The organism is Methylobacterium sp. GC_Met_3, assembly GCF_026540775.1.
Taxonomy (GTDB): Bacteria; Pseudomonadota; Alphaproteobacteria; order Rhizobiales; family Beijerinckiaceae; genus Methylobacterium.
Genome location: NZ_JALNUL010000001.1, coordinates 225,869 through 247,939, shown reverse-complemented (window position 1 = coordinate 247,939; position 22,071 = coordinate 225,869). Strand labels below are relative to the sequence as shown.

At 71.2% G+C, this 22,071-nt stretch carries 22 protein-coding genes; 11 read left to right on the top strand and 11 right to left on the bottom strand.

Features of this window, described 5'->3' with window-relative positions; genetic code table 11:
- Positions 1-28: 28 nt before the first annotated feature.
- Both bchI and OXS27_RS01200 read left to right on the top strand, forming a co-directional pair.
- Entirely contained in the window at positions 29-1,045 is a 1,017-nt protein-coding gene (gene bchI / locus OXS27_RS01205; RefSeq protein WP_267353686.1) for a magnesium chelatase ATPase subunit I, read from the top strand.
- The gene (locus OXS27_RS01200) at positions 930-2,738 is read left to right on the top strand and encodes a magnesium chelatase subunit D (protein WP_267354270.1); all 1,809 of its coding nucleotides are present in this window, start codon (positions 930-932) and stop codon (positions 2,736-2,738) included. The genes bchI and OXS27_RS01200 overlap by 116 nt, the downstream gene beginning before the upstream one ends.
- An 18-nt stretch (positions 2,739-2,756) precedes the next feature.
- Here OXS27_RS01200 and OXS27_RS01195 read toward each other — a convergent pair whose 3' ends face one another.
- Positions 2,757-2,903 (bottom strand): hypothetical protein, encoded by a 147-nt coding sequence (locus OXS27_RS01195; protein WP_202130569.1) that lies wholly within the window; start codon positions 2,901-2,903, stop codon positions 2,757-2,759.
- A 210-nt stretch (positions 2,904-3,113) separates the two neighbouring features.
- Here OXS27_RS01195 and bchO point away from each other — a divergent pair, with 210 nt between their 5' ends.
- The 8 genes from bchO to OXS27_RS01155 all read left to right on the top strand — a co-directional run bounded on the left by bchO (position 3,114) and on the right by OXS27_RS01155 (position 9,967).
- Positions 3,114-4,013, top strand: a complete 900-nt coding sequence (bchO, locus tag OXS27_RS01190) for an alpha/beta fold hydrolase BchO (protein WP_267353683.1) — start codon at positions 3,114-3,116, stop codon at positions 4,011-4,013.
- A gap of 103 nt (positions 4,014-4,116) precedes the next feature.
- Positions 4,117-4,374 (top strand): type II toxin-antitoxin system prevent-host-death family antitoxin, encoded by a 258-nt coding sequence (locus OXS27_RS01185; protein ID WP_267353681.1) that lies wholly within the window; start codon positions 4,117-4,119, stop codon positions 4,372-4,374.
- Between the two features lie 2 nt (positions 4,375-4,376).
- The gene (locus tag OXS27_RS01180; RefSeq protein WP_267353679.1) at positions 4,377-4,799 is read left to right on the top strand and encodes a hypothetical protein; all 423 of its coding nucleotides are present in this window, start codon (positions 4,377-4,379) and stop codon (positions 4,797-4,799) included.
- A 130-nt stretch (positions 4,800-4,929) separates the two neighbouring features.
- Complete coding sequence (locus OXS27_RS01175) at positions 4,930-5,715, top strand: gamma-glutamyl-gamma-aminobutyrate hydrolase family protein (protein ID WP_267353677.1); 786 nt, start codon at positions 4,930-4,932, stop codon at positions 5,713-5,715.
- 299 nt (positions 5,716-6,014) lie between these two features.
- A complete protein-coding gene (gene gntA / locus OXS27_RS01170; RefSeq protein ID WP_267353675.1) occupies positions 6,015-6,779 on the top strand; it encodes a guanitoxin biosynthesis heme-dependent pre-guanitoxin N-hydroxylase GntA in 765 nt (254 codons plus the stop codon).
- A 58-nt stretch (positions 6,780-6,837) separates the two neighbouring features.
- A complete protein-coding gene (locus OXS27_RS01165; RefSeq protein WP_267354269.1) occupies positions 6,838-7,434 on the top strand; it encodes an urea carboxylase-associated family protein in 597 nt (198 codons plus the stop codon).
- Positions 7,435-7,735: 301 nt separating this feature from the next.
- The gene (locus OXS27_RS01160; protein ID WP_267353674.1) at positions 7,736-9,475 is read left to right on the top strand and encodes a cache domain-containing protein; all 1,740 of its coding nucleotides are present in this window, start codon (positions 7,736-7,738) and stop codon (positions 9,473-9,475) included.
- Between the two features lie 108 nt (positions 9,476-9,583).
- The gene (locus OXS27_RS01155) at positions 9,584-9,967 is read left to right on the top strand and encodes a VOC family protein (protein ID WP_267353672.1); all 384 of its coding nucleotides are present in this window, start codon (positions 9,584-9,586) and stop codon (positions 9,965-9,967) included.
- Between the two features lie 33 nt (positions 9,968-10,000).
- On the opposite strand, the gene OXS27_RS01150 is transcribed toward OXS27_RS01155, so the two are convergent.
- Genes OXS27_RS01150 through OXS27_RS01140 form a run of 3 tightly spaced genes read right to left on the bottom strand, consistent with a single transcriptional unit; the run spans position 10,001 to position 12,778 of the window.
- Positions 10,001-11,254, bottom strand: a complete 1,254-nt coding sequence (locus tag OXS27_RS01150; protein ID WP_243925921.1) for a cytochrome P450 — start codon at positions 11,252-11,254, stop codon at positions 10,001-10,003.
- Positions 11,255-11,264: 10 nt separating this feature from the next.
- Positions 11,265-12,533 carry an FAD-dependent oxidoreductase gene (locus tag OXS27_RS01145; protein ID WP_267353669.1) on the bottom strand — a complete coding sequence of 423 codons (1,269 nt, stop codon included), beginning with the start codon at positions 12,531-12,533 and terminating at the stop codon, positions 11,265-11,267.
- Positions 12,533-12,778: a ferredoxin gene (locus OXS27_RS01140; RefSeq protein ID WP_243925925.1), complete on the bottom strand. Its 246-nt coding sequence runs from the start codon at positions 12,776-12,778 to the stop codon at positions 12,533-12,535. Before OXS27_RS01140 ends, OXS27_RS01145 begins: the two co-directional genes overlap by 1 nt.
- 181 nt (positions 12,779-12,959) lie before the next feature.
- Between OXS27_RS01140 and OXS27_RS01135 the strand changes: the two genes are divergently transcribed.
- A complete protein-coding gene (locus OXS27_RS01135) occupies positions 12,960-13,562 on the top strand; it encodes a hypothetical protein (protein WP_243925927.1) in 603 nt (200 codons plus the stop codon).
- Here the strand turns inward: OXS27_RS01135 and OXS27_RS01130 are convergent.
- The 7 genes from OXS27_RS01130 to OXS27_RS01100 form a co-directional block, all read right to left on the bottom strand.
- Positions 13,532-15,301, bottom strand: a complete 1,770-nt coding sequence (locus OXS27_RS01130) for a class I adenylate-forming enzyme family protein (protein ID WP_267353666.1) — start codon at positions 15,299-15,301, stop codon at positions 13,532-13,534. The genes OXS27_RS01135 and OXS27_RS01130 overlap by 31 nt on opposite strands.
- Positions 15,298-16,068 (bottom strand): SDR family oxidoreductase, encoded by a 771-nt coding sequence (locus OXS27_RS01125; RefSeq protein WP_267354268.1) that lies wholly within the window; start codon positions 16,066-16,068, stop codon positions 15,298-15,300. Before OXS27_RS01125 ends, OXS27_RS01130 begins: the two co-directional genes overlap by 4 nt.
- Before the next feature lie 2 nt (positions 16,069-16,070).
- A complete protein-coding gene (locus OXS27_RS01120) occupies positions 16,071-17,129 on the bottom strand; it encodes a phosphotransferase family protein (protein ID WP_267353664.1) in 1,059 nt (352 codons plus the stop codon).
- Positions 17,126-18,379, bottom strand: a complete 1,254-nt coding sequence (locus OXS27_RS01115; RefSeq protein WP_267353662.1) for an acyl-CoA dehydrogenase family protein — start codon at positions 18,377-18,379, stop codon at positions 17,126-17,128. The genes OXS27_RS01120 and OXS27_RS01115 overlap by 4 nt, the downstream gene beginning before the upstream one ends.
- Before the next feature lie 105 nt (positions 18,380-18,484).
- Entirely contained in the window at positions 18,485-19,990 is a 1,506-nt protein-coding gene (locus OXS27_RS01110; RefSeq protein WP_243925934.1) for an ATP-binding cassette domain-containing protein, read from the bottom strand.
- Positions 19,987-20,907: a branched-chain amino acid ABC transporter permease gene (locus OXS27_RS01105; RefSeq protein WP_243925935.1), complete on the bottom strand. Its 921-nt coding sequence runs from the start codon at positions 20,905-20,907 to the stop codon at positions 19,987-19,989. Before OXS27_RS01105 ends, OXS27_RS01110 begins: the two co-directional genes overlap by 4 nt.
- A 274-nt stretch (positions 20,908-21,181) precedes the next feature.
- Positions 21,182-22,057, bottom strand: a complete 876-nt coding sequence (locus tag OXS27_RS01100; protein WP_243925937.1) for a branched-chain amino acid ABC transporter permease — start codon at positions 22,055-22,057, stop codon at positions 21,182-21,184.
- Between the last annotated feature and the right edge of the window lie 14 nt (positions 22,058-22,071).

The following is a 22,071-nucleotide window of genomic DNA, read 5'->3' as shown; positions in this document are numbered from 1 at the left end:
GATGTCCCCCGCAGCATCGAGTCCCCCCGTGCCCACCTTCCCCTTCTCGGCCATCGTCGGCCAGGACGAGATGCGCCAAGCGCTGCTGATTGCGGCGGTCGATCCGTCCATCGGTGGCGTGCTGGTCTTCGGCGACCGCGGCACCGGCAAGTCCACGGCGATCCGGGCGCTCGCCGCCCTGCTGCCGCCGATGCGGGCGGTGGTCGGCTGCCCCTATAACTGCGACCCCGACAGCCCGGCGGAGTCCTGCCCCCACTGCGCGGGCAGCCCGGGCGCACGAAAGAAATCAGAAAAAAAACCGGTCCCCGTCGTGGACCTGCCGCTCGGCGCCACCGAGGACCGGGTGGTCGGCACCCTCGATCTGGAGCGGGCGCTCGGCGCCGGCGTGAAGGCGTTCGAGCCGGGGCTGCTCGCCCGGGCCAACCGCGGTTTTTTGTATATTGACGAGGTGAACCTCCTTGAGGATCACCTCGTGGATCTTCTGCTCGACGTGGCGGCCTCCGGCATCAACACCGTCGAGCGCGAGGGCCTGTCCCTGCGTCACCCGGCGCGGTTCGTGCTGGTCGGGTCCGGCAACCCGGAGGAGGGCGAGTTGCGCCCGCAGCTCCTCGACCGGTTCGGGCTGGCCTGCGAGGTCGTGACCCCGAAGGACATCCCGACCCGCGTTTCGGTGGTGCGCGCCCGCGACGCCTACGAGCGCGACCCGGCGGGGTTCTGCACGGCCCATGCAGGCGAAGAGCGGAAAATTCAGAAAAAAATTCTGCTGGCGCGGGAGCGCCTGCCGTCCGTGACCGTGCCGGATGCCGCCCTGGAGCGCACGGCGCGGCTCTGCCTCGCGCTGGGGACGGATGGATTGCGCGGCGAGCTGACCCTGATGCGCACCGCCCGTGCGCTGGCCGCCCTCGACGGTGCCGAGACGGTCACGGACGATCACCTCCGCCGCATCGCCCCAGCCGCCCTGCGCCACCGGCTGCGGCGCAACCCGCTCGATGAATCCGGGTCTACCGCCCGGGTGGAGCGGGCGCTGGCGGAGGTGTTTTCGTGATGGGTGCGCTGCCTCTCCCTTCCCCGCAGAGGGGGGAGGGACAGCGCCCGATCCTTGGGCCGATGCCCACTGCGCCGCCCGTCTGCTCGCCGCAAACCCGGCCGCCTTCGGCGGCGCGATCCTGCGCGCGGTCCCCGGCCCGGTCCGCGAGGGCTGGCTCGATGCCGTGCGCGCCGCGCTCCCCGCCGGAACACCCTGGCGCCGCCTGCCGCCCGGCATCGGCGACGATGCCCTGCTCGGCGGGCTCGACCTCGCCGCGACCCTGGCGGCGGGCCGCCCGGTCGCGCGGGCCGGTCTGCTGGCGGAGGCCGATGGCGGGATCGTCGTGGTGCCGATGGCCGAGCGCCTGCCGCCCGGCACGGCGTCGCGCCTCGCGGCCGCCCTCGACACCGGGACGGCCTCGGACCGGCCCGCCCGGTTCGGCCTGATCCTGCTCGACGAGGGCGAGGGCGACGAAACCGTCGCCGAGCCCCTGGCCGACCGCCTCGCCTTCCGGATCGACCTGAGCGGGATCGGGCTTGCGGCCCTACAGACCGATACCCCGAATCCGGAGCCCGGCCCCGAGGCCCTCGATCCGGTCGGCGACCTGTGCGCGCTGGCCGAGGCCTTCGGCGTCGCGTCGCTGCGCGGCCCGATCCTGGCGGCGCGCGTGGCGCGCAGGCTCGCGGGAGACAGGCCGATCGGCCAGCAAGACATCGTCACGGCCGCGCGCCTCGTCCTGGCGCCCCGCGCCACGCGCCTGCCGGCCCCGGAGAGCGAAGCGCCACCGGAGGAGCCGCGCGCGGAGCCCCCGCCGGACGATGCGGTCGAACCCGCCGCTGCGGACACGCCGGACGACGTCGTGCTGGAGGCGGTGCGGGCCGCCATCCCGCCGAACCTGCTCGATCAGTTGCTGGCCGGTCGACACCCGCTCGCCGCCGCGAAGGCGGGCCGGGTCGGTCAGGCGGCCGCGTCCCGGACCGGCAGGCCGGTCGGCAGCCGGCGGGGCGATCCGCGGCGGGGGCGCCTCGATCTGCTCGGCACCCTCCGGGCGGCGGCGCCCTGGCAGGCCGTCCGCCGGGCCGAGGGCGAGGCGCGGGGGGAGACGCGCCGCATCGTGGTCCGGCGCGACGACCTGCGGATCCGGATCCTGCGGCAGCGGACCGAGACCACCACGGTGTTCTGCGTCGATGCCTCGGGCTCGGCCGCCCTGGAGCGCTTGGCCGAGGCCAAGGGCGCGGTCGAACTGCTGCTGACGGAGGCCTATGTGCGGCGCGACCGGGTGGCGCTGGTGGCGTTCCGCGGGACCGGCGCAGAGCTGGTCCTGCCGCCGACCCGCTCGCTGACCCGGGCCAAGCGCGGCCTCTCGGGGCTGCCCGGCGGGGGCGGAACGCCGCTGGCCGCGGGCATCGACGCGGCGGTCGCGGTGGCTCTGGGCGTGCGCCGGAGCGGGAGCCGCCCGGCGATCGTGCTGCTCACCGACGGGCGGGCCAATGTCGCGCGCTCGGGGGAGGGCGGCCGTGCCCGGGCCGGCGCGGAGGCACTGCAGGCGGCCCGGGCCCTGCGGGCGGCCAATCTGCCGGCCCTCGTGGTCGACACCGGAAGCCGGGGCGAGGAGAGCCGGGCGGTCGCGGACGCGATGGGCGCCCGCTATCTGAAATTGCCGCGCATCGAAGCCGGACAGCTCAGCGCGGCGGTGCGGGCGGCGCTCTGAGCGCCGCAGCCGGTGATCTCAGAGGTGACCGGCGCCGCCGATATCGGCCACGCGCTGGTGGTGGGCGAGCCACGCGTTCAGCATGTCGCGCACGATGGCGCGGAGGTTCCAGCCGCCGGAGGCCGGGGCCGCGATGTTCTGGGTCGAGGAGGTGAAGAGGATCATGGCCTGCTCCGCAGTTGGGGGATGTCTTTTGTTCTTGTGTGACCAGACTATGCGCGCTCTACCGCAGCGCAACAAACGCGTTCCGGTCAGCGGTGGCATGCGGCGACTGCATGCAATTTCAATGGTTTACGAAATACTTCCGCGGCTGCACGATAGCGCACGCCGCTGTCAGAGCGCGGCGTGGTTTGATGCGGTGCGGGAGACGTGAGCGTGCTGAATCCCTTCGATGCGCATCGTCCCGACTGGGAGGTCGAGGGCCGGGACTGGCCGCACCGGACGGCCAGCCGCTTCGTCGAGGCGGCGGGCCTGCGCTGGCACGTCCAGGAATTCGGCCGGCCCGAGGCGCCCACCCTGCTGCTGCTGCACGGGACCGGGGCGGCCACCCATTCCTGGCGCGGTCTGGCGCCCCTGCTCGCCGAGGATTTCTACGTGATCGCCCCGGACCTGCCGGGCCATGGCTTCACGGACCCGCTGCCTGATGCCGACCTGTCGCTGCCCGGGATGGCGCGGGCGGTGGCGGGGCTGGTAGCGGCGCTCGGCCGGCCGCCGGTGATCGCGGCCGGCCATTCCGCGGGTGCGGCCGTGCTGGCGCGGATGTGCCTCGACGGCGCCATCGCGCCCCGGCTGCTCGCGGCCTTCAACGGCGCCCTGGCGCCGCTGCCGGGGGCGGCGAGCCTGCTGTTTCCCAGCATGGCGCGGCTGCTGTTCCTCAATCCGTTCACCCCGAAGATCTTCGCCTGGACGGCGGACCGCTCGGCGGCCAAGCGGCTGATCGAGGGGACCGGCTCGCGCCTCGATCCGCAGGGGGTCGAGCTCTACCGGCGGCTGTTCGCCCGGTCCGGCCATGTCCGCGGGGCGCTGGGCATGATGGCGAACTGGGACCTCGAGAGCCTGCACCGGGCCCTGCCGGACCTGAAGACCCGCACCCTGCTGATCGTCGGCGGCGACGACCGGGCGATCCGGCCCGACACCGCCTTCGGGGTACGCGACCGCCTGCCCGACGCCCGGGTGGCGCTGATCCGCGGCCTCGGCCACCTCGCCCACGAGGAGGCGCCGGAGAAGGTGGCGGAGGTGTTTTGTGCGGAGGCGCGGACGCTCGGAGTCCTGTGATTTGGGCGCAGGCGCCCTCTGAACCTCCGTGAGCGTTGCAGCCCGGCGGATGACCTCGCGGCCGATTTTCTGTATAATTCAGATCAATCAGGACGCTCAGACCATGGCCGACCGCTCCGTCACCACTGCCGAGTTCATCCGCCACTTCGGGCGCTACCATGACGAGGCCCGTCAAGCGCCCCTGACCCTGACCAAGCATGGCCGGCCGTCCCTGGTCGTGCTGTCGGCCGACACGTATCGACGCCTCACGACACAGGGCGATCCGCGTCGGGCCTATGCCGCCGGCGAAACCCCGCCCGATCTCTCGGCTCTGATCGTCGCCGAGCTGGATCGCCAATCGGCCGAGCACCCGCAGGACTGAGGGTGGTCTGCCCCTTTCCCTCGGGGTCGGTCATCACCTACCCGTACCTATGGCGCTGGCAGCACGCGGCCGGCCGGGACAATGCCGAGAAGGACCGTCCCGTCTGCCTCGCCATTGCCGTGTCCGATCCGGCTCAGGACCTCACGCACTTGGTTCTCCTCGCCATCTCGGGGACGCCGCCGAACCCGGAGCAGACCGCACTCGAAATCCCGATGCTCGAACTGCGCCGGGCCGGCCTCTCCACGCTGAAGCGTGGGTGGATCACGGTCAGCGAGTACAATTACGACGAGGCGGAGCGATCGTTTCACGTCGATCCCAATCAAGCGCCGCGCGGTGCATTCGGTCCCGGGTTCATGAACCGCATCCGGTCTGCCATCCGGCCGCTCTTCGTCGCCGCACAGGGCCGGATTGATCGCACGCTCTGAGGCACACGCATAACGGGCCCCGAAGGAGTACTCCGGGCAGCAACGCGGGACTGGCGCCGGCCTTGCCTGAGCCGTAGAGCCTGCCGCGGCCCATAGCCCGCTGGATACGAAGTGAGGAGCAGCCGGAACGATGGCGAGACCCGTAATCGGCGTCATCGGCAATGCGCGTCTGATCGACAACCGGTTCCCGGCGCAGATCGTCGGCGAGAACAACATGCGCGCGCTGGCCGATGTGGCGGGCGCCCTGCCGCTGATGTTCGCCGCCGCCCCGGCGATGACCGATCTCGGCGATCTCCTCGACACGGTGGACGGCATCCTGCTCACGGGCGGCCGGGCCAACGTCCACCCGACCCGGTTCGGGGCCGAGCCCTGCGCGGCGCACGAGCCCTACGACGAGGCCCGCGATGCCGTGGCGCTGCCGCTGATCGAGGCCTGCGTGGCCCGCGGCGTGCCGGTGTTCGGCATCTGCCGCGGCTTCCAGGAGATGAACGTCGCCTTCGGCGGCAGCCTGCATCCCGAGATCCGCAACATCCCCGGCCGCCTCAACCACCGGATGCCGCGCCTGGAGAATGGCGAGATCCACCCGGATCTGGAGGTGGTCTTCGCCGACCGCCACGAGGTCAGTCTGACGCCCGGCGGCGCCTTCGCGCGGTTGTTGGAGCGCGAGACGATCCGGGTGAACTCCCTGCACGGGCAGGGCATCCTCGAGCCCGGCGCACGGGTGGTGATCGAGGGCGTGGCCGAAGACGAGACGATCGAGGCGATCCGGATCCGCGACGCGGCGGGCTTCGCCCTCGGGGTGCAATGGCACGCCGAGCACGACCCCGCCATCAACCCGATCAACCGGGCGCTGTTCACGGCGTTTGGGGATGCGGCGGCGGAGCGCCGCGCGATGCGGATTTCAGGCCGCGGCTGAAGGCTCGCATTCCGACACGGCGCGCCAGTGGGACGGACCGGCTGCGCACCACACCGAAGCACCGCACGGAACAACATATGTTGTCCATTGGCTTAACATAGGTATGTTCGATTTTGCCGATCCGGCGAAAAACTTTCCCGACCGCGATTAATGCTTGCGGCAACGTCGTCCGATTCATCCTAATCTGTGGACGACCTGTCGCAGGTTGGAACACGACCTGAACGACCGAGTTGCCCGAGTCCCGCACTGAAGCTGCCTCCGCGTGAGGCGGGCGTGCGCACAACACGGGCACGGACCGCATGCAATTTCCCCGCGACGACCGAGAGCACCCCCGTGCCGAGGCCTTTCGCGATTTCATCCGCAACCCGTCCTTTCCCTGCGTCGGCGCCAAGTCGGCGCTGTCGCGCGGCCGGATGACGATCGTGGTGGCCCGGGACATCGCCTCCGGCTGGGACGACATGCGGATCTATCCCGCCTTGCTCGCCTTCGTGGCGCGCTACCGGCTGAACCCGGACCTGTTCCAGAGCTTCGCCGTGGTGTTCGAGGGGCCCGGCGAACTCTCCGAGGAGGAGTTCGAGCGGAACCTCTGGGCCCGGGCGCAATCGCTCACCGACAAGGATGCGTGGCTCGGCCAGCCACACGACGCCCGCGTCGCGGATGATCCCGACAACCCGCATTTCTCCCTGAGCTTCGGCGGCGAGGCGTTCTTCGTGGTCGGTCTCCACCCGAATGCGAGCCGCCCGGCGCGACGCTTCTCGTCGCCGGTGCTGGTCTTCAACCTGCACGCGCAGTTCGAGCGCCTGCGCGCGGAGGGCCGCTATGAGAAGTTGCGCGCCTCGATCCTGGAGCGCGACGAAGCCCTGGCTGGAAGCCTGAACCCGATGCTGGCGCGCCACGGCGAGACCTCGGAGGCCCGGCAGTACAGCGGCCGCGTGGTCGGGCCCGACTGGCGCTGCCCGCTCCAGGCCCGTCCGGAGCAGAAGCCCGATGCGGCACAGCCCGACACGGCTTGGCATCCGCTGGCCCTGCCCCCGGACCGGTCCCTGCCGGGAACCGGGGCGTAAGCCGGGCGCTTGGCGCGAAGATGAACGGGCGGGAGATCACGGCGTGAGCGGAGCCAGCATGGATCAGGCGGCGGTGCAGCGGATCGCGCCGCGCTCGGGCGTCGCCTTCACCCTGGACCGGGGCCAGCGCCTCTCGGTGATCGATCCGAGCGGCGAGCAGGTGGCCGACCTCGTGGCCTATAACCGCCACGACACGGGGGAGGTGATCTCGTCCGGGCGGACCCTCGACTATGCCAGCCGGATCTATCTCACCACCGGCGACCCGCTCTACTCGAACCGCTCGAACGTGCTCCTGCGCATCGTCGAGGACACGGTGGGACGGCACGACTTCCTGTTGACCCCGTGCTCGGCCGACACCTTCCGGATCATTTACGGCGACACCGACCCGCATCGCGGCTGCTTCGGCAACCTCGCGGCGGCGCTCGCGCCCTACGGCATCGCGCCGGACGCAATCCCGGTGGCGTTCAACTGCTTCATGAACGTGCCGATCGACGGCGCGACCGGAGCGCTGACCGTGGCGCCGCCGCTCAGCCGGTCCGGAGACCGAATCGTGTTCGTGGCCGAGACCGACCTGATCATCGGGCTGACCGCCTGCTCGGCCCTGCAATCGAACAACGGCAGCTTCAAGCCGATCGATTACCGGGTGGAGGACTGAACACCGTACTGAATGACACAGGACATGGCACGCAGCGCGGGCGGACGACAAGCACACGATGCCTACACGTCGCGTATTTGATTTGGATTAGGAACCTGGATGACCCGGAGTACGTGGAGCGCAACCTGATCGATCGATCGTCGCGGCGCTTCACCCTCCAGAGCCGCATCGATCCAGCACGAATGTTTGCTATTTACTAACCCGATTAACCGAACCTGGCCTGGCTCAGCGCATCGGCAGCCCTGGTCCGATACGATGCGGGCGTTTCGACGGCCATCGCCGTCCTCGTTTCGGTGCCCGGATGATCTCCACGCAGACAGACCCGCATTCCGCCGGCCGCATCGCGCCCTGGCAGCGCCTCGCGAACCTCAAGCTGCGCCACAAGCTCGCGGCGGTGATGGCCTTGGTCGTCGTGGCCATGGGCGCGCTCAGCGCCCTGAGCTTCCTCGACATCCGGTCCTCGGCGCTCGAGGACCGTGAGCTGATGACGCGCCGTCTCTCCGAGGTGGCCCAGAGCCTCGTCGTCCATTACGAGGCGCTGGCGAAGTCGGGCCAGATGCCCACCGAGGCGGCCCAGCAGGCCGCGCTGACGGCGATCAGCGCCCTGCGCTTCGGCAAGGAGGATTACTTCTTCGTCCTCTCCTCCGACGGAAAACTGATCGCCAACGCCTTCAACGCCAAGAACGTCGGCAAGCCGGTGCTCGATCAGACCGACATCCCCGGCGGCAAGCGCTACTTCGCCGAGATGATCGAGACCGCCACGCGCGACGGGTCGGGCATCGTGAATTACATGAAGCCGCGGCCCGGCGGGGCCGAGCCGGTCGAGAAGGTCGCGAGCGTGCAGATGTTCAAGCCCTGGGGCTGGATCGTCGCCACCGGCCTCTACCGCGACGACGTCTACGCGGACGTGCGCGCCCGCGCGACCACGATCGCGCTCTGGTCCGCCGGCCTCGCCCTGCCGGTGGTGGTGGTGCTCCTGCTCATCGGCAACGGCCTGTCGCGCCCGATCCTGCGCCTGACCGCCGCCATGCGCGGCCTTGCGGAGGGCGATCTCGCCGCCCCGGTCGCGGACCAGCAGCGCGGCGACGAGGTGGGCGCGATGGCCCGCGCCGTACAGGTGTTCAAGGACGCGCTGATCGCCAAGCGCGCGGCCGACGCCGCCGCGGTGGCGGAGAACGAGGCCAAGATGCGCCGCGCGCAGGTGCTGGACGCGGTCACCGCCCGGTTCGACGCGCAGGTGAGCGCGCTCACGCAGGGCCTGGGCTCGGCCGCGGTGGAGATGGAGGCCACCGCCCGGGAGATGACCCGCACCGCCGCCCACACCACCGAGCAGTCGGTGCGCGTGAGCGCGGCCTCGGAGCAGACCTCGAGCAACGTCCAGACCGTGGCGGCCGCCAGCGAGGAGATGTCGGCCTCGATCCAGGAGATCGCGGCCCGGGTCGCCCAGTCCTCATTGATGGCCGACCGGGCCAGCACCGACGTTGCCCGGACGAACGAACTCATGCAGGTCCTGGCTCAGGGGACCGAACAGATCAGCACCGTGATGGGTCTGATCGCGGGAATCGCCGGCCAGACCAACCTGCTCGCCCTCAACGCGACCATCGAGGCGGCCCGGGCCGGCGAGGCCGGCAAGGGTTTTGCCGTGGTGGCGGGCGAGGTGAAGGCGCTGGCCAGCCAGACCGCCAGGGCGACCGAGACGATCGCCAGCCAGATCGCCGCGATCCAGGGCGAGACCCGGCACGCGGTCGACTCCATGCGGGCGATCGGCGCCACGATCGACGAGATGCGCATGGTCGCGCTGAGCGTGGCCGCCGCCATGGAGGAGCAGGGCGCGGCGACCAGCGAAATCGTCCGGAACGTCTCGCAGGCCGCGCAGGGCACTCAGGCGGTGAGCGAAGACATCGCCGAGGTGCACCAGGCCGCGGGCGAGACCGGAGCGGCCTCCGGGCAGGTGCTGAGCGCCGCCCAGGAACTGGCGCGCTACTCGGAGAGCCTCGGCCGGGAGGTCTCGACCTTCCTGGCCGCCGTCAGGGCCGCCTGAGGGGCCTCAACCCAGGAGTGGTGGACAGCGCGAGTCGGACCGGAGACGCTTCGAATCAGCCTGGCCCTGGACGGGGCGGATAGGCCCCGTCCCCTGAGAGATCGATCGATGCGCTTCGCCCATGTGGCCTTGTGGACGCGGGACCTCGACGCGGCCGCCGCGTTCTGGCGGGACTATTTCGGGGCGGAGGTCGGCGCGGAGTACCACAGCCGGCGCCGCGCGGGCTTCGTGTCGCGGTTCGTGACGCTGCCCGGACCGGGCGCCCATATCGAGCTGATGACCGGCCCCTGGGTCGAGGACGCGGCGGCACCGGAGCGCGTCGGCTGGGGGCACGTGGCCGTCTCGCTGGGCTGCATCGCAGCGGTGGACGCGTTGGCCGAGCGCTGTGCGGCGGGGGGATGCCTCGTGTCGCCGCCCCGCCGGACCGGCGACGGCTTCTACGAGGCCATCGTCGCCATGCCGGACGGGACGCCGGTGGAGATCACGGTCTGAGCCAAGCCTGAGCCCGATCCGGCTGCGCGACCCTCACGCGATCCCGTCGATCGCCACCCGCAGGTTCTCCGGACCGCGCAAGGCGGCGCCCTGCCGGTAAGGCGGTGGATCCGCGATCAGGCGCGGCGCCTTCAGCCGGCGGGCGAGGGCGGTGAGTGCCGCCTCGGCCTCGAACCGGGCGAGCGGTGCGCCGACGCAGTAATGCAGGCTGCCACCGAAGCCGAGATGGCGGGTGCCAGTCCGGTCCGGATCGAACCGGTCCGGGTCCGGGAACACGGATTCGTCCCGGTTGCCGGCGGCGAGCAGCAGCACGAGATCGGCGCCCTCGGGGATCGTCACCCCCGCGATGTCGATCGCCGCGAGCGTCCGGCGGGTCCGGAACTGCACCGGCGGCTCGTACCGCAGCAATTCCTCGATCAGCCGCGGGGCCCGCATCGGGTCCTGGCGCAGCCGCTCCAGCTCGTCGGGATGGCGCAGCAGGGTCAGCAGGCCGTTGGTGATCAGGTTCACGGTGGTCTCGTGGCCGGCCACCAGCATCAGGATCGAGGTGGCGATCAGGTCGTAATCGCCCATCTTCACCCCCGCCGGGGTGGCGTGGTTGGCGAGCCCCGAAAGCATGTCGTCCTGCGGATGCCTACGCTTCTCCTTGATCAGGTCGCCCATGTAGCCGCCGATCGCGTCGAAGGTCCGGCTGTTCTTGGCGCGGATCTCGGGATCGAACAGGCTGTCGGGCTCCAGCGCGGTGGCGAGCTGCGTCGCCCAGCCGTGGAATTTCGGCTCGTCCTCCCGGGGCACGCCGAACAACTCGCAGATCACCGTCACGGGCAGCGGGTAGGCGAGGTCGTCGACCGCGTCGATCTCCCGGGCGTCGCGCTTCTCGTCGAGCAGATCGGCCACCAGCTTGTCGGAGCGGGCGCGCATCGCCTGCACGCGCTCCTGGCTGAACTGGTGCATCACGGCCGAGCGCAGGGCGTCGTGGTCCGGCGGATCGCGGAAGATGAAGACCCGGTGCCGGTCCATCATCCAATCCTTGAGCGGCTTCACGATCAGGTCGGTGAGCGGGTTGCCGGTGCGCGGCCGGTCGGCCGGGGGGAGAGTCTCGGAACTGATCCGCGGGTCCTGCAGCAGGCGCGCGATCGTGCCGTGGGTCGACGCCACCCAGGTGCCCGCCTCGGTGCCGTCATCCTGGCGCGAGACCGGGTTCTGCCGCAGCTTGGCGTAGATCGGATAGGGATTCGGCCGGTTGGCGAAGTCCTTGACCTGATCGAGGAGGCTGGAATCGGGCATGGGGGTGACCTCAGGAAAAGCCCGGCTCGAAGAGCTCGACACCCTTCGGCCGGTCGGTCGCGGCCCCCTCCGGCGGGAAGGGCGCACCGGTGGCGACCAGCTCGGCATGGGCGGGCAGCCACCGGGCGGAATCCACCGAGACGGCCGCGATACAACGCCCGGCCCGGCCGTAGAGGGCGATGAAGCGGCCCGACGCCGGATTGCCCTGCGTGATCGCCACCGCGTCGGCGCCCTCGGTCAGGCCGGCGGATTTCACCACGAGATTGCCTTGCGTCGACCAGAAGGTCGGCAGGGCGCCGTAGGCCGCGTCGGGGGGCGCGCCAGCGAGCAGGCGTCCGGCATGGACGGCCTGCGCCACGGCGTGGCTCCAGTGCTCCAGGGCGACACGGCGTCCGTCGTAGAGCGGGTGCGGGAAGCGCGCCACATCGCCGGCCGCCGCGATCCGCGGGTCGGCGTGGCCCTCCGCATCGAGGACGTAGCCGGCGCCATCGCAATCGACCCCGCCCGGATCCGCCGACAGGCCGGCCCCGTCGAGCCATTCGGTGTTGCGCACGGCACCCAGCGCGATGACCGCGACGTCGGCCTCGATGCGGCTGCCGTCGGTGCAATGTGCGCGGACCAGCCGGCCGCCTTCGCCCTCCAGCCACTCGACCTCGCTGCCGCAGCGCAGATCGACCCCGCGTCCCTCGTGGATCGCCCCGATGAACGCCCCGATCCTGCTGCCGAGGACCCGGGCCAGCAGGGTCGGCCCCGGCTCCACCAGGGTCACGGGCAGGCCGAGGCTCCGGCACAGGCTCGCGACCTCGCAGCCGATGAAGCCGCCGCCGATCACCAGGACGCGCCGGGGGCCGGCCTCCAGTGCCTGCCGCAGGGCGGCGGCGTCGTCCCGCCCACGCAGGGTGAAGACGCCGGACAGGCGCCCCTCATGCGGGTTCGGCCAGGGGCGGGCGCGGGTCCCGGTGGCGATCAGCAGGCGGTTGTAGGGAAGGGTGCGTCCGTCAGCCAGCCTCACCGTGCCGGCCCGCCGGTCGAGGCCGGCGGCCGGGGTGCCGAGCTGCCAGTGCACATCGGCCTCGAGGCCGTGCGGCAGCGTGGTGGCATGCGCGGGGATCGCGCCGGCCAGGACGTGCTTGGACAGGGGCGGACGGTCGTAGGGGAGGTGAGGTTCGCCGCCGACGATCGTCAGAGACCCGGAAAACCCCGCCTCCCGCAGGGCCTCGGCGCCGCGCAGGCCCGCGAGGCCGGCGCCGACCACGACCGCACGCTCGGAAGCCGCCATCAGGCGCCCCGCCCCGAATCCTCGACGCGGATCGCCTGGACCGGGCAGGCGACGCGGGCCCGCTCGATATCGTCCCGATGCTGCGCGGCGGGCGCCGGATCGTAGAACAGGGCCTCGTGCCCCTCGATGCGGAAATGCTGCGGCGCCGCATAGCAGCACTGGGCATAGGCCTGGCACAGGTTGAGATCGACACTCACCCTCAGGCCGGGCGGGGATCCGGATGACGCATCGGCGGGGGTGGACATGGCGGGGCAACCACGCGGGACGCCCCGGGTTCCGCGCTGCGGGATCGGTGCGTCAGAGGTGTCGATCTGGTCGCGTCGGTCCCCGTAGAATCGGTACGCCGGAATTCCCTTTCTGCGCAGTTCGGACTAGTGTTTGACCGCCGCGGGCCCGCCCGATGCGCCGCGAATCCAGGAGCGCACCATGCCGCAGGGTGCACGCACGAGCCTTGCCGCCCTCATCCTGCTGATCGGCGTCGGCGCCGCCACCGCCGAGCCCGCCGCGGGCACGACCTGGACCGACCCACCGACCCACAAGCCCGCCGCCGACGCGCCGGCCTCGGACCGGAAGGCGGCGGCGCCCGCTCCGGCCGCGGCGCCGACAGCATCGACACCCGCCGCCGTCGCCGCAGAGGCCCGGCCCGCGCCCGCGAAGCGCAAGACGGCCGCGCGCCATGTGCCGGCCCGGACCACAGCCACGCGAAGCGCGCCGGCCCGGATTGCGGCGCGGCGCGCGGCGCCCGAGCGTCTCGCGGCCTCGGTCCGCAGGGCACGCGTCGCCGCGGCACCGCCCCGGGTGATCGTCGGCCCACGGGCCGTCGCCCTGGTGCCGCCGCAGGAGGGCTATGCCCGCTACCGGCCCTATGGCTATGGCCCGGGCTACGGCCCCGGCTATGCCGACGAGCGCCTCGACAGCCTGCACAGCGCCGCGGCCGCCGGCTACCTCGTGGTGCGTCGGCGGACGGTTCAGTTCCCCGATGGCCGGACGCTGCGCGTCTACCGGCCGGACGACGGCGAGCCGTTCTGACCGGGCGACGACGCGAACACCGTCCGCAGCGCGGCGCGTAAAATCTTCCCCGCGGGGTTGCGGGGCAGGAGCCCGTCCCAGATCACGATCCGCACCGGCACCTTGAAGGCCGCCAGCCGTTCCGCCGCGAAGGCGCGGATCGCCTCCGGGCTGGTCTCGGCGCCCTGTTCCAGCGCCACGATGGCGCCGGGCTCCTCGCCCAGTGTCGGATGCGGCACGGGCAGCACGACCGCGTCGATTACATCCGGATGTTCGTAGAGGACGTTCTCGACCTCGCAGCAATAGATGTTCTCGCCGCCGCGGATCAGCATGTCCTTGATCCGGTCGACGATGGTCAGGAAGCCCTCGTCGTCCACCCGGGCGAGATCGCCGGTGCGCAGCCAGCCCTCGGACAGGACTTCGCTGGTGGCCTCCGGGTCGTTCCAGTAGCCGCGGACGATGTTCGGCCCCTTCACGCAGAGTTCGCCGACGCGGCCCGGCGGAAGGTCCTGCCCCAGGGGATCGCGGATCCGCACCTCGCAGACCGGGAGCGGCGGCCCGCAGGAATCGGGATGCGCCCAATAATCCTCGGCCTGGTGGTGGGTGAAGGTCGCGGAAGTCTCGGTCATGCCCCAGCCGGTCCCGGGGACAACCTTCGGCAGGACATCGCCCAGAACCCGCACGAGATCGCCGGCGGCGGGCGCGCCGCCATACGTGATGGCATCGAGGCTCGGCAGCGTCCGCCCGGCCTCCCGGGCCGTGGTGGCGAGCTGCCACGCGATGGTCGGCACGCCGCCCGCGCTGGTGCAGCCCTCCTGCTCGATCAGGTCGAGGGCCGCGTGCGCGTCCCAGCGATGCATCATCACCAGCCGGTGGCCGCCATAGAGCGCCGCCCCGAGGCTCGCGTGGCAGCCGGTGACGTGGAACAGCGGGATGACCAGCAGCGCCACCCGCTGCGGCGCGGCTGGGTCGGGCTTCGGCGGGCTCTCGCCCCGGCGGAGGGCGCTGCGCGAGGCCGAGTAGGGATAGGCCATCACGGTCGTGGCGGCCGCCCGGTGGGTGCCGACGGCTCCTTTCGGCTTGCCCGTGGTGCCCGAAGTGTAGAACAGGGTCGCGTCGTCCTCCGGGCCGAGGGCGACGTCCGGCAGGTGAAGATCGGGGATGGCGCCCCAGTCCGCCACCGGGCTGAGGATGTCGGCGAGCGGCGTCCCCCGAGGATCGGGCTCCATCCGGGTTGTGAAGACCCGCTCTAAGGCTGGGCACTCTGCCAGGTGCGGCGCCAACCGGGCGAAGCGCTCGCCGTCGGCGATCAGCACCCGCGCCCCGGAATGCTGCAGCCCGTAGGCGAGTTCGGGCCCGGTCCACCACGCGTTGAGCGGCGTCGCGATCGCCCCCGCGAGCAGCGCACCGAAATAGGCGACCGGCCATTCGGGCAGGTTGCGCATCGCGATGGCGACCCGGTCGCCCTTGCGCACGCCGCACGCCACCAGCGCCTGCGCCAGGGCAGTGGAGGCGCGGGCGAAGCCCGTGAAGGTCACGCGCTCGTCGCGGTAGACCAGGAAGGTCTTGTCACCGTGCCCCCGGGCGATCCGGAACAGGTCGCCCAGCGTCGGCGGAGCCTTCTCCCAGATCCGGGTCGGCACGCCCCGGATCGGCACCGTGGCGATCGCGAAGGGCGCCCCCGGGGCGGTGAGCCGCGCCTCGGCATCGTGAAACGGCAGGGCCGGCCAACCGGCGGGGATGCGGGGATCGGGGCTCATCGCGCGATGGTCACGCCGCCGTCGATCACGAGCGCCTGGCCGGTAACGAACCGGCCGGCCGCAGAAGCCAGGAATACGGCCGCACCGGCGATCTCGTCCGGCTCGCCGATCCGGCGCAGGGGCGCGGCGTCGGTGGTGGCGGCCAGCATGGCGGGATCCTCCCACAGGGCCCGGGCGAAATCGGTGCGGATCAGCCCCGGGCACAGGCAGTTCACCCGGACATTGGCGGGGCCGTATTCCACCGCGTAGTTGCGGGCGAGCTGGAGATCGGCGGCCTTCGAGACGTTGTAGCCGCCGATCACCGGCGAGCCCTTCAGCGCCCCGATCGAGGAGACGAGGATGATCGCCCCGTCCCGCCGCGCTACCATGCCGGGGGCGACCATCTGGATCAGCCAGTGGTTCGACAGGACGTTGTTCTCGAGGATCTTTCGGAACTGCGCGTCGGTGATGTCGGCGAGCGGTCCGTAATAGGGATTGCTGGCGGCGTTGCCGACCAGCACGTCCACCGGACCCAGCCGCTTCTCGGTCTCGGCGACGAGATGTTCCAGCTCGGCCTTCACCGAGATGCTGGCGGGGATCGCCACCGCCCGGCCAGCGCCGTGGGCGGCCTCGATCTCGGCGACCACCGCGTCACAAGCCTCGCGCTTGCGCGACGAGATCACCACCCGGGCGCCATGCTCGGCCATCCGCAGGGCGATGGCCCGCCCGATGCCCCGGGACGAGCCGGTGATGAGGGCGACCTTGCCGGTCAGGTCGAACAGGGACATGCTCACGCCCCCGCCCGCTCGGCGAAGCCCCAGGCCGCGGCAGCGAGCTTCGGCACCCGCGCCGCCATCGCGGAGGCGTGTTCGCTGGCGGCGTTGCCGGCCTTGGCGCGGGCCGCCACGCCCTGCAGGATGCCGACCAGCCGGAACAGGTTGTAGGCGAAGTACCAGTCGAGATCGGGCAGGTTTGTCCGATCCGCCGCCCGGCAGTAGAGCGCCGCCGCCTCGTCCCGGGTGGGGATGCCCAGAGCCGGCAGGTCGAGGCCGCCGAGGCCGCTGCGCCCGTCGGCCGGCAGCTCCCACTGCATCAGCAGGTAGCTGAAATCGGCCAGCGGATCGCCGAGCGTCGACAATTCCCAGTCGAGCACCGCGCTGACGCCGCCGTCCCGGGAAAAGATCAGGTTGTCGAGGCGGTAATCGCCGTGGACCACGCAGGCGCCCTGCTGCTCGGGCACCGTCTTGGGCAGCCACGCGATCAGTCGCTCGACATCCTCCAGCCGCCCGTCCTCGGCGGCGCGGTACTGGCGGGTCCAGCGGTCGACCTGCCGGGCGAAGTAGTTGCCGGGCCGGCCGTAATCGGACAGCCCGGCTGCCTCCGGGTCGATGGCGTGGAGGCGCGCCAGCGTGGCGATCATGCCGGCGTAGTGCCGGTGGCGGGCGTGGGGATCGAGGCCCGGCAGGGCACCGTCCCAGTGTACGGCGCCGTCGACCGCCTCCATCACGTAGAAGGCCGCGCCGATGATCTCCGGGTCCTCGCACAGCGCGAAGGGGCGCGGCACCGGAAAGCCCTCGCCGTAGAGGGCGCCGATCACACGGAACTCGCGCTCCACGGCGTGCGCGGAGGGCAGAAGCGGGCCGAAGGGTTTTCGGCGCAGCACATAGGCCTGGGCGGGCGTGTCGAGCCGGTAGGTCGGGTTCGACTGGCCGCCGCGGAACTGCCGCACGGTGAGCGGGCCGGCAAAGCCGCGGACATGCACGTCCATCCAGGCGGCGAGCTTCGCCTCGTCGATCCGGTGGCGCGGCTCGATCGGCTTCACGCCGGAGAAGACATCGGCCTCGCTCATGCCCGCTCCGCCTCCGGGGCTTCTGGCCGGGCATTGGTGTAGCGCCCGAATTCCAGCCGGGCGATCGAGCGGTTGTGGACCTCGTCGGGCCCGTCGGCGAGCCGCAGGGTGCGGATGTGGGCGTACATCTTGGCGAGCCCGAAATCCTCCGAGACGCCGGCCCCGCCATGGGCCTGGATCGCGTCGTCGATCACCTTCAGCGCCACCCGGGGCGCCGCGACCTTGATCATGGCGATCTCGAGCTTGGCGCCCTTGGCGCCGACCTTGTCCATCATGTCGGCGGCCTTCAGGCAGAGGAGGCGGGTCATCTCGATGTCGATCCGCGCCTCGGCGACCCGCTGCTCCCAGACCGATTGCTCAGAGATCCGCTTGCCGAAGGCGACCCGCGAGACCAGCCGGTGGGCCATGGCCTCCAGCGCCACCTCGGCCGCCCCGATGGTGCGCATGCAATGGTGGATGCGGCCCGGACCCAGGCGCCCTTGCGCGATCTCGAAACCGCGCCCCTCGCCGAGGATCAGGTTCTCGGCCGGCACCCGGACGTTCTCCAGCACCACCTCGCCATGGCCCTTGGGGGCGTCCTCGTAGCCGAAGACCGGCAGCAGGCGCGCGACGCGCACGCCCGGCGTGTCCATGGGCACCAGGATCTGCGATTGCTGGCGGTGGCGGGGCGCCTCCGGGTCGGTCTTGCCCATCAGGATCGCGATCTTGCAGCGCGGATCGCCGACGCCGGTGGACCACCATTTGCGGCCGTCGACGACGTACTGGTCGCCATCGCGGCGGATCGACGTCGCGATGTTGGTGGCGTCCGAGGAGGCGACCTCCGGCTCGGTCATCAGGAAGGCCGAGCGGATCTCCCCCGCCATCAGGGGCTTCAGCCACCGGTCCTTCTGGGCGGGGCTGCCGTAACGGTGCAGCACCTCCATGTTGCCGGTGTCGGGCGCCGCGCAGTTGAACACCTCCGAGGCGATCCCGACCCGGCCCATTGCCTCGGCGCACAGGGCATAGTCTAGGTTGGTCAGGCCGGCGCCGCGATACGCGTCGGTGTCGTGCTCGGGGGCGGGCGGGAGGAACAGGTTCCACAGGCCCTCGGCCCGCGCCTTGTCCTTCAACCGCTCCATCGTCGGGGAGGGTTCGCGGCTCTCGGAACGCTCCGCCGCCACCGCGGCGGCGGCCGGCAGGATCACATCGGCGATGAAGGCGCGGACGCGGGTCAGCCAGTGTGTCTGGGACTGGGAGAGGGTGAAATCCACGGTGTCCGCTCCCTAGGAGTTCTCTGATTCATTCGCGCACCGGGATCCGCGCATCTCCCTCCCCCTCTGCGGGGGAGGGAGAGCCGCGCGTGTGACTGGCTCCCCTCACAGATACTTCGCCCCCATCTCGCTGGCGAAACGCTGCGGCGGGCCCTCCCAGACGATCCGGGCCTGCTCCAGCACGTAGACCCGGTCGGCATGCGGAAGCGCGAAGGTGACGTTCTGCTCGCCGAGCAGCACCGTGATCGGCGTGGTCTGACGCAGCTTCTCCAGCGCCTTCGAGAGCAATTCCAGGATCACCGGGGCGAGACCCAGCGTCGGCTCGTCGAGGATCAGCAGGCGCGGGCGCATCATCAGCGCCCGGGCGATGGTCAGCATCTGCTGCTCGCCGCCCGAGAGCGTGCGGGCGGTCTGGCCCTCGCGGGCCTTGAGGATCGGGAACAGCTCGTAGAGCCAGTCGCGCTGCTTGGCGCTCTCGGCCTTCGGGAAATGCTGGCCGCCGAGATCGAGGTTCTCGCGCACGCTGAGGTCGCCGAACAGTTCGCGGGTCTCCGGCACCTGGACGATGCCGGCGCGTGCGATGGCAGCGGGCTTCATCCGGGCGAGGTCCTGGCCGCCGAACCGGATCGTGCCCCCATGCGGCACGAGGCCCGAGATGGCGTTGAACAGCGTGGTCTTGCCGGCCCCGTTCAGGCCGACCACCGAGACGAATTCGCCCTCGTGGACGTGGATCGAGGCGGAGCGCAGGGCCTGCGCCTTGCCGTAGAGCACGTCGACGCCCTCGACGGTCAGCAGTGAATCCGGCTTGAACGCCGCTTCCGGCCGGGCCGCCGTCTCAATGCTGCCGCCCAGATAGACCCGGCGCACGGTCGGGTCGGCCATCACGGATTCGGCCGAGCCCTCGGCGATGCGCTCGCCGAGATACATGGCGAACACCCGGTCCACGAGGGCCGCGACGCTCTTCACGTTGTGGTCGACGAGGAGCACGGCCTTGCCCTCGTCGCGAAAGCCCCGGATCAGCTCGGAGAAGGCCGCGACCTCGCCGCCGGTCAGCCCGGCGAAGGGCTCGTCGACCAGCACCACCCGGGGGTCGCGGGCGATGGCCTTGGCGAGCTCCAGCCGGCGCAGATCCGCGAAGGGCAGGGTCCCGGGCCGCCGGTCGATGACCGCGCCAAGGCCGACGCGCTCGGCAATCTCCTTGGCACGGCGCGCCACATGGGGGTCGGCCGCCAGCCGGATCAGGCTGTCGGGCAGGAGCGCGAGGCTGATATTCTCCAGCACGGTCTGCCGCTGGAGCGGCCGGGCATGCTGGAACACGAGGCCGATCCCGGAACGCGCCACCCGGTGGGCCGGCATCCCGCCGATCTCGGCGCCGTCGAGGCGGATCGAGCCGGCGCTCGGGCGCTCCAGCCCCATGATCAGCTTCATCACGGTGGACTTGCCCGAGCCGTTCGGGCCGATCAGGCCCAGGATCTCGCCGGGCCGCAGGTCGAGGTCGATATTCTTGACGGCGACGAGGCCGCCGTAGCGCTTGGTCAGGCCGCGCACGCTGAGGCAGGGCTCGGCCAGGACGGGGGACACGGCCAGCGGGGGCGCGACGGCGACGGTCATCGAGCTCTCCGGAGCGATCCGAGGCCGAGCAGCCCCGAGGGTACGAACAGGATCACCAGCAGCGCCACCGCCGAGACCACGAAGGTCGAGAGGCCACCGAGCGGGCGCAGCAGCTCGCCGGCCGCGATCAGGAACACGGCGCCCACAGCCGCGCCCACGATGGTGCGCCGGCCGCCGAGCACCGCCGCGATGATCACCTGCACGCCGACCGACGTGTTGATCAGCGTGCCGACCGAGGCGGTGCCCATGTAGAAGACCACCAGCCCGCCCGCGAGGCCCGAGAAGGCGGCGCTGACCGCGAAGGCCGCGAGCTTGTGCTTGGCGACGTTGAAGCCGAGCGCCCCGGTCACCACCGGGTCCTGACCGGCGGCCTGGAGGATCAGGCCCACGGGCGAGCGCGCGATGACGGTGAGGATGAGCCCCGAGACCGCCATGAAGCCGAGCGCCAGCCAGTAATTGGTGTCGGCGTCGATCGAGATGACGTCGGGCACGGTCAGGCCGATCTCGCCGCCGGTGAGATCGGAGAACACCACGATCATGTTCTGCAGGAGCAGCACCGCCACCAGGGTGATCAATCCGAAATACGGCCCGCGCACCTTCAGCGCCGGCAGCGCCAGGGCGAGGCCGCCGACCACGGCGAGCACCGTCCCGACCGCGAGGCAGTAGGGGATCGGCAGTTCGTAGCGGTTGTTGAGGATGCCGGCCCCGTAGGCCCCGAGCCCGATCAGGAAGGTCGGGCCGAAATTCACCTCGCCGGCGAAACCGAAGAGCAGGTCCCAGGCCATGGAGAACACGCCGAAATAATAGGCGATGGTCAGGAGGCCGAGGATGTAGCCGGAGACATACCAGGGGAGGGTGGCGGCGAGCGCGACGGCGAGGATCGCGATCCAGAAGCCGGGGGTGGTGAGGAGCTTCATCGGGATACAAGGGCTCCGCGCTGATCCCTCCCCCCTCTGCGGGGGAGGGTGGCCCCCGAAGGGGGTCGGGCCGGGACGTAGTCCCGCAAGAGGGGAGCGACGGCGCAGAATAAAGCTCCGTGTCGCGTGAAGGGCGCGCCGTTTCCTGAAGCCGGGTTCCCCTTTCCCGACCCCCGCTGACGCGGGGGCCACCCTCCCCCGCAGAGGGGGGAGGGGATGCCGTGGAGATCGCGCGGGATCGGCTTGCTTCGATCGGAAAATCCCAGACAAACCATCACCGCCGCCCCAGCAGACCCTGCGGGCGCAGGTACATCACGGCCACCAGCAACAGCAGCGCCGGGATCACCCGGTAGGCGGGCGAGATCAGGTAGGCGGTGGCGGTCTCAAGATACCCGACCACGTAGGCGGCGATCAGCGAGCCGGTGACGCTCCCCAGCCCCCCCAGCACCACGATCGAGAAGGCGCTCGCGGTGAGCGGCCCGACCGAATACGAGGACACCCCCAGAAACATTCCGAGCAACACTCCGGCGATGCCGGCGAGCAGACCGTAGATCGCCCAGACCGCCACGTAGATCTTGCCCATGTCGTGGCCGAGCAGGGTGACGCCCCGCGGGTTCATGGAGGCGGCGAGCAGGACCTTGCCGGCCCGCGCCCGGTTCACGAACAGCCAGAGCAGGCCGATCACCACCCAGCAGATCAGCGCGGTGAACAGCTCGTTCTTCGGCGTACGGACGCCCGCGATCTCGACCACGCCCTCGATGAGCGGCAGCACGGTCTTCGGATTGTCGGTGAAGAAGTAGGCGACCAGCTCCTGGATCATGATCCCCCAGAGCAGCGTGCCGGTCAGCACGAAGATCTCTTTTTCTTCCCGCGGGATCGCCTTGCTCCGCTCGATCGGCGCCACGACCGCGAAGTAGGTGACGAGGGCACCGGCCAGCCCGCACAGCACGCCGATCGCCGCCCCCGCGTAGGAGCCGAGCCCGAACAGAGCCGAGGCCGCCCAGGCCGCCACCGCGGCCATCACCATCAGGGCGCCGTGGGTCAGGTTGAGGACGCCCGAGACCCCGAAGATCAGGGTGAAGCCCATCGCGCCGAGCGCGTAGAGGGCCGAGATCGCGAAGCCGTCGACGAGGATCTGGAGGCCGATCACAGCGCTCTCCCCGC

Coding starts and splice junctions, on each gene's coding strand:
- OXS27_RS01195 (WP_202130569.1), bottom strand. CDS start 2,903: ATGATCCTCTTCACCTCCTCGACCCAGAACATCGCGGCCCCGGCCTCC.
- OXS27_RS01185 (WP_267353681.1), top strand. CDS start 4,117: ATGGCCGACCGCTCCGTCACCACTGCCGAGTTCATCCGCCACTTCGGG.
- OXS27_RS01175 (WP_267353677.1), top strand. CDS start 4,930: ATGGCGAGACCCGTAATCGGCGTCATCGGCAATGCGCGTCTGATCGAC.
- gntA (WP_267353675.1), top strand. CDS start 6,015: ATGCAATTTCCCCGCGACGACCGAGAGCACCCCCGTGCCGAGGCCTTT.
- OXS27_RS01165 (WP_267354269.1), top strand. CDS start 6,838: ATGGATCAGGCGGCGGTGCAGCGGATCGCGCCGCGCTCGGGCGTCGCC.
- OXS27_RS01160 (WP_267353674.1), top strand. CDS start 7,736: ATGATCTCCACGCAGACAGACCCGCATTCCGCCGGCCGCATCGCGCCC.
- OXS27_RS01155 (WP_267353672.1), top strand. CDS start 9,584: ATGCGCTTCGCCCATGTGGCCTTGTGGACGCGGGACCTCGACGCGGCC.
- OXS27_RS01150 (WP_243925921.1), bottom strand. CDS start 11,254: ATGCCCGATTCCAGCCTCCTCGATCAGGTCAAGGACTTCGCCAACCGG.
- OXS27_RS01145 (WP_267353669.1), bottom strand. CDS start 12,533: ATGGCGGCTTCCGAGCGTGCGGTCGTGGTCGGCGCCGGCCTCGCGGGC.
- OXS27_RS01140 (WP_243925925.1), bottom strand. CDS start 12,778: ATGTCCACCCCCGCCGATGCGTCATCCGGATCCCCGCCCGGCCTGAGG.
- OXS27_RS01135 (WP_243925927.1), top strand. CDS start 12,960: ATGCCGCAGGGTGCACGCACGAGCCTTGCCGCCCTCATCCTGCTGATC.
- OXS27_RS01130 (WP_267353666.1), bottom strand. CDS start 15,301: ATGAGCCCCGATCCCCGCATCCCCGCCGGTTGGCCGGCCCTGCCGTTT.
- OXS27_RS01125 (WP_267354268.1), bottom strand. CDS start 16,068: ATGTCCCTGTTCGACCTGACCGGCAAGGTCGCCCTCATCACCGGCTCG.
- OXS27_RS01120 (WP_267353664.1), bottom strand. CDS start 17,129: ATGAGCGAGGCCGATGTCTTCTCCGGCGTGAAGCCGATCGAGCCGCGC.
- OXS27_RS01110 (WP_243925934.1), bottom strand. CDS start 19,990: ATGACCGTCGCCGTCGCGCCCCCGCTGGCCGTGTCCCCCGTCCTGGCC.
- OXS27_RS01105 (WP_243925935.1), bottom strand. CDS start 20,907: ATGAAGCTCCTCACCACCCCCGGCTTCTGGATCGCGATCCTCGCCGTC.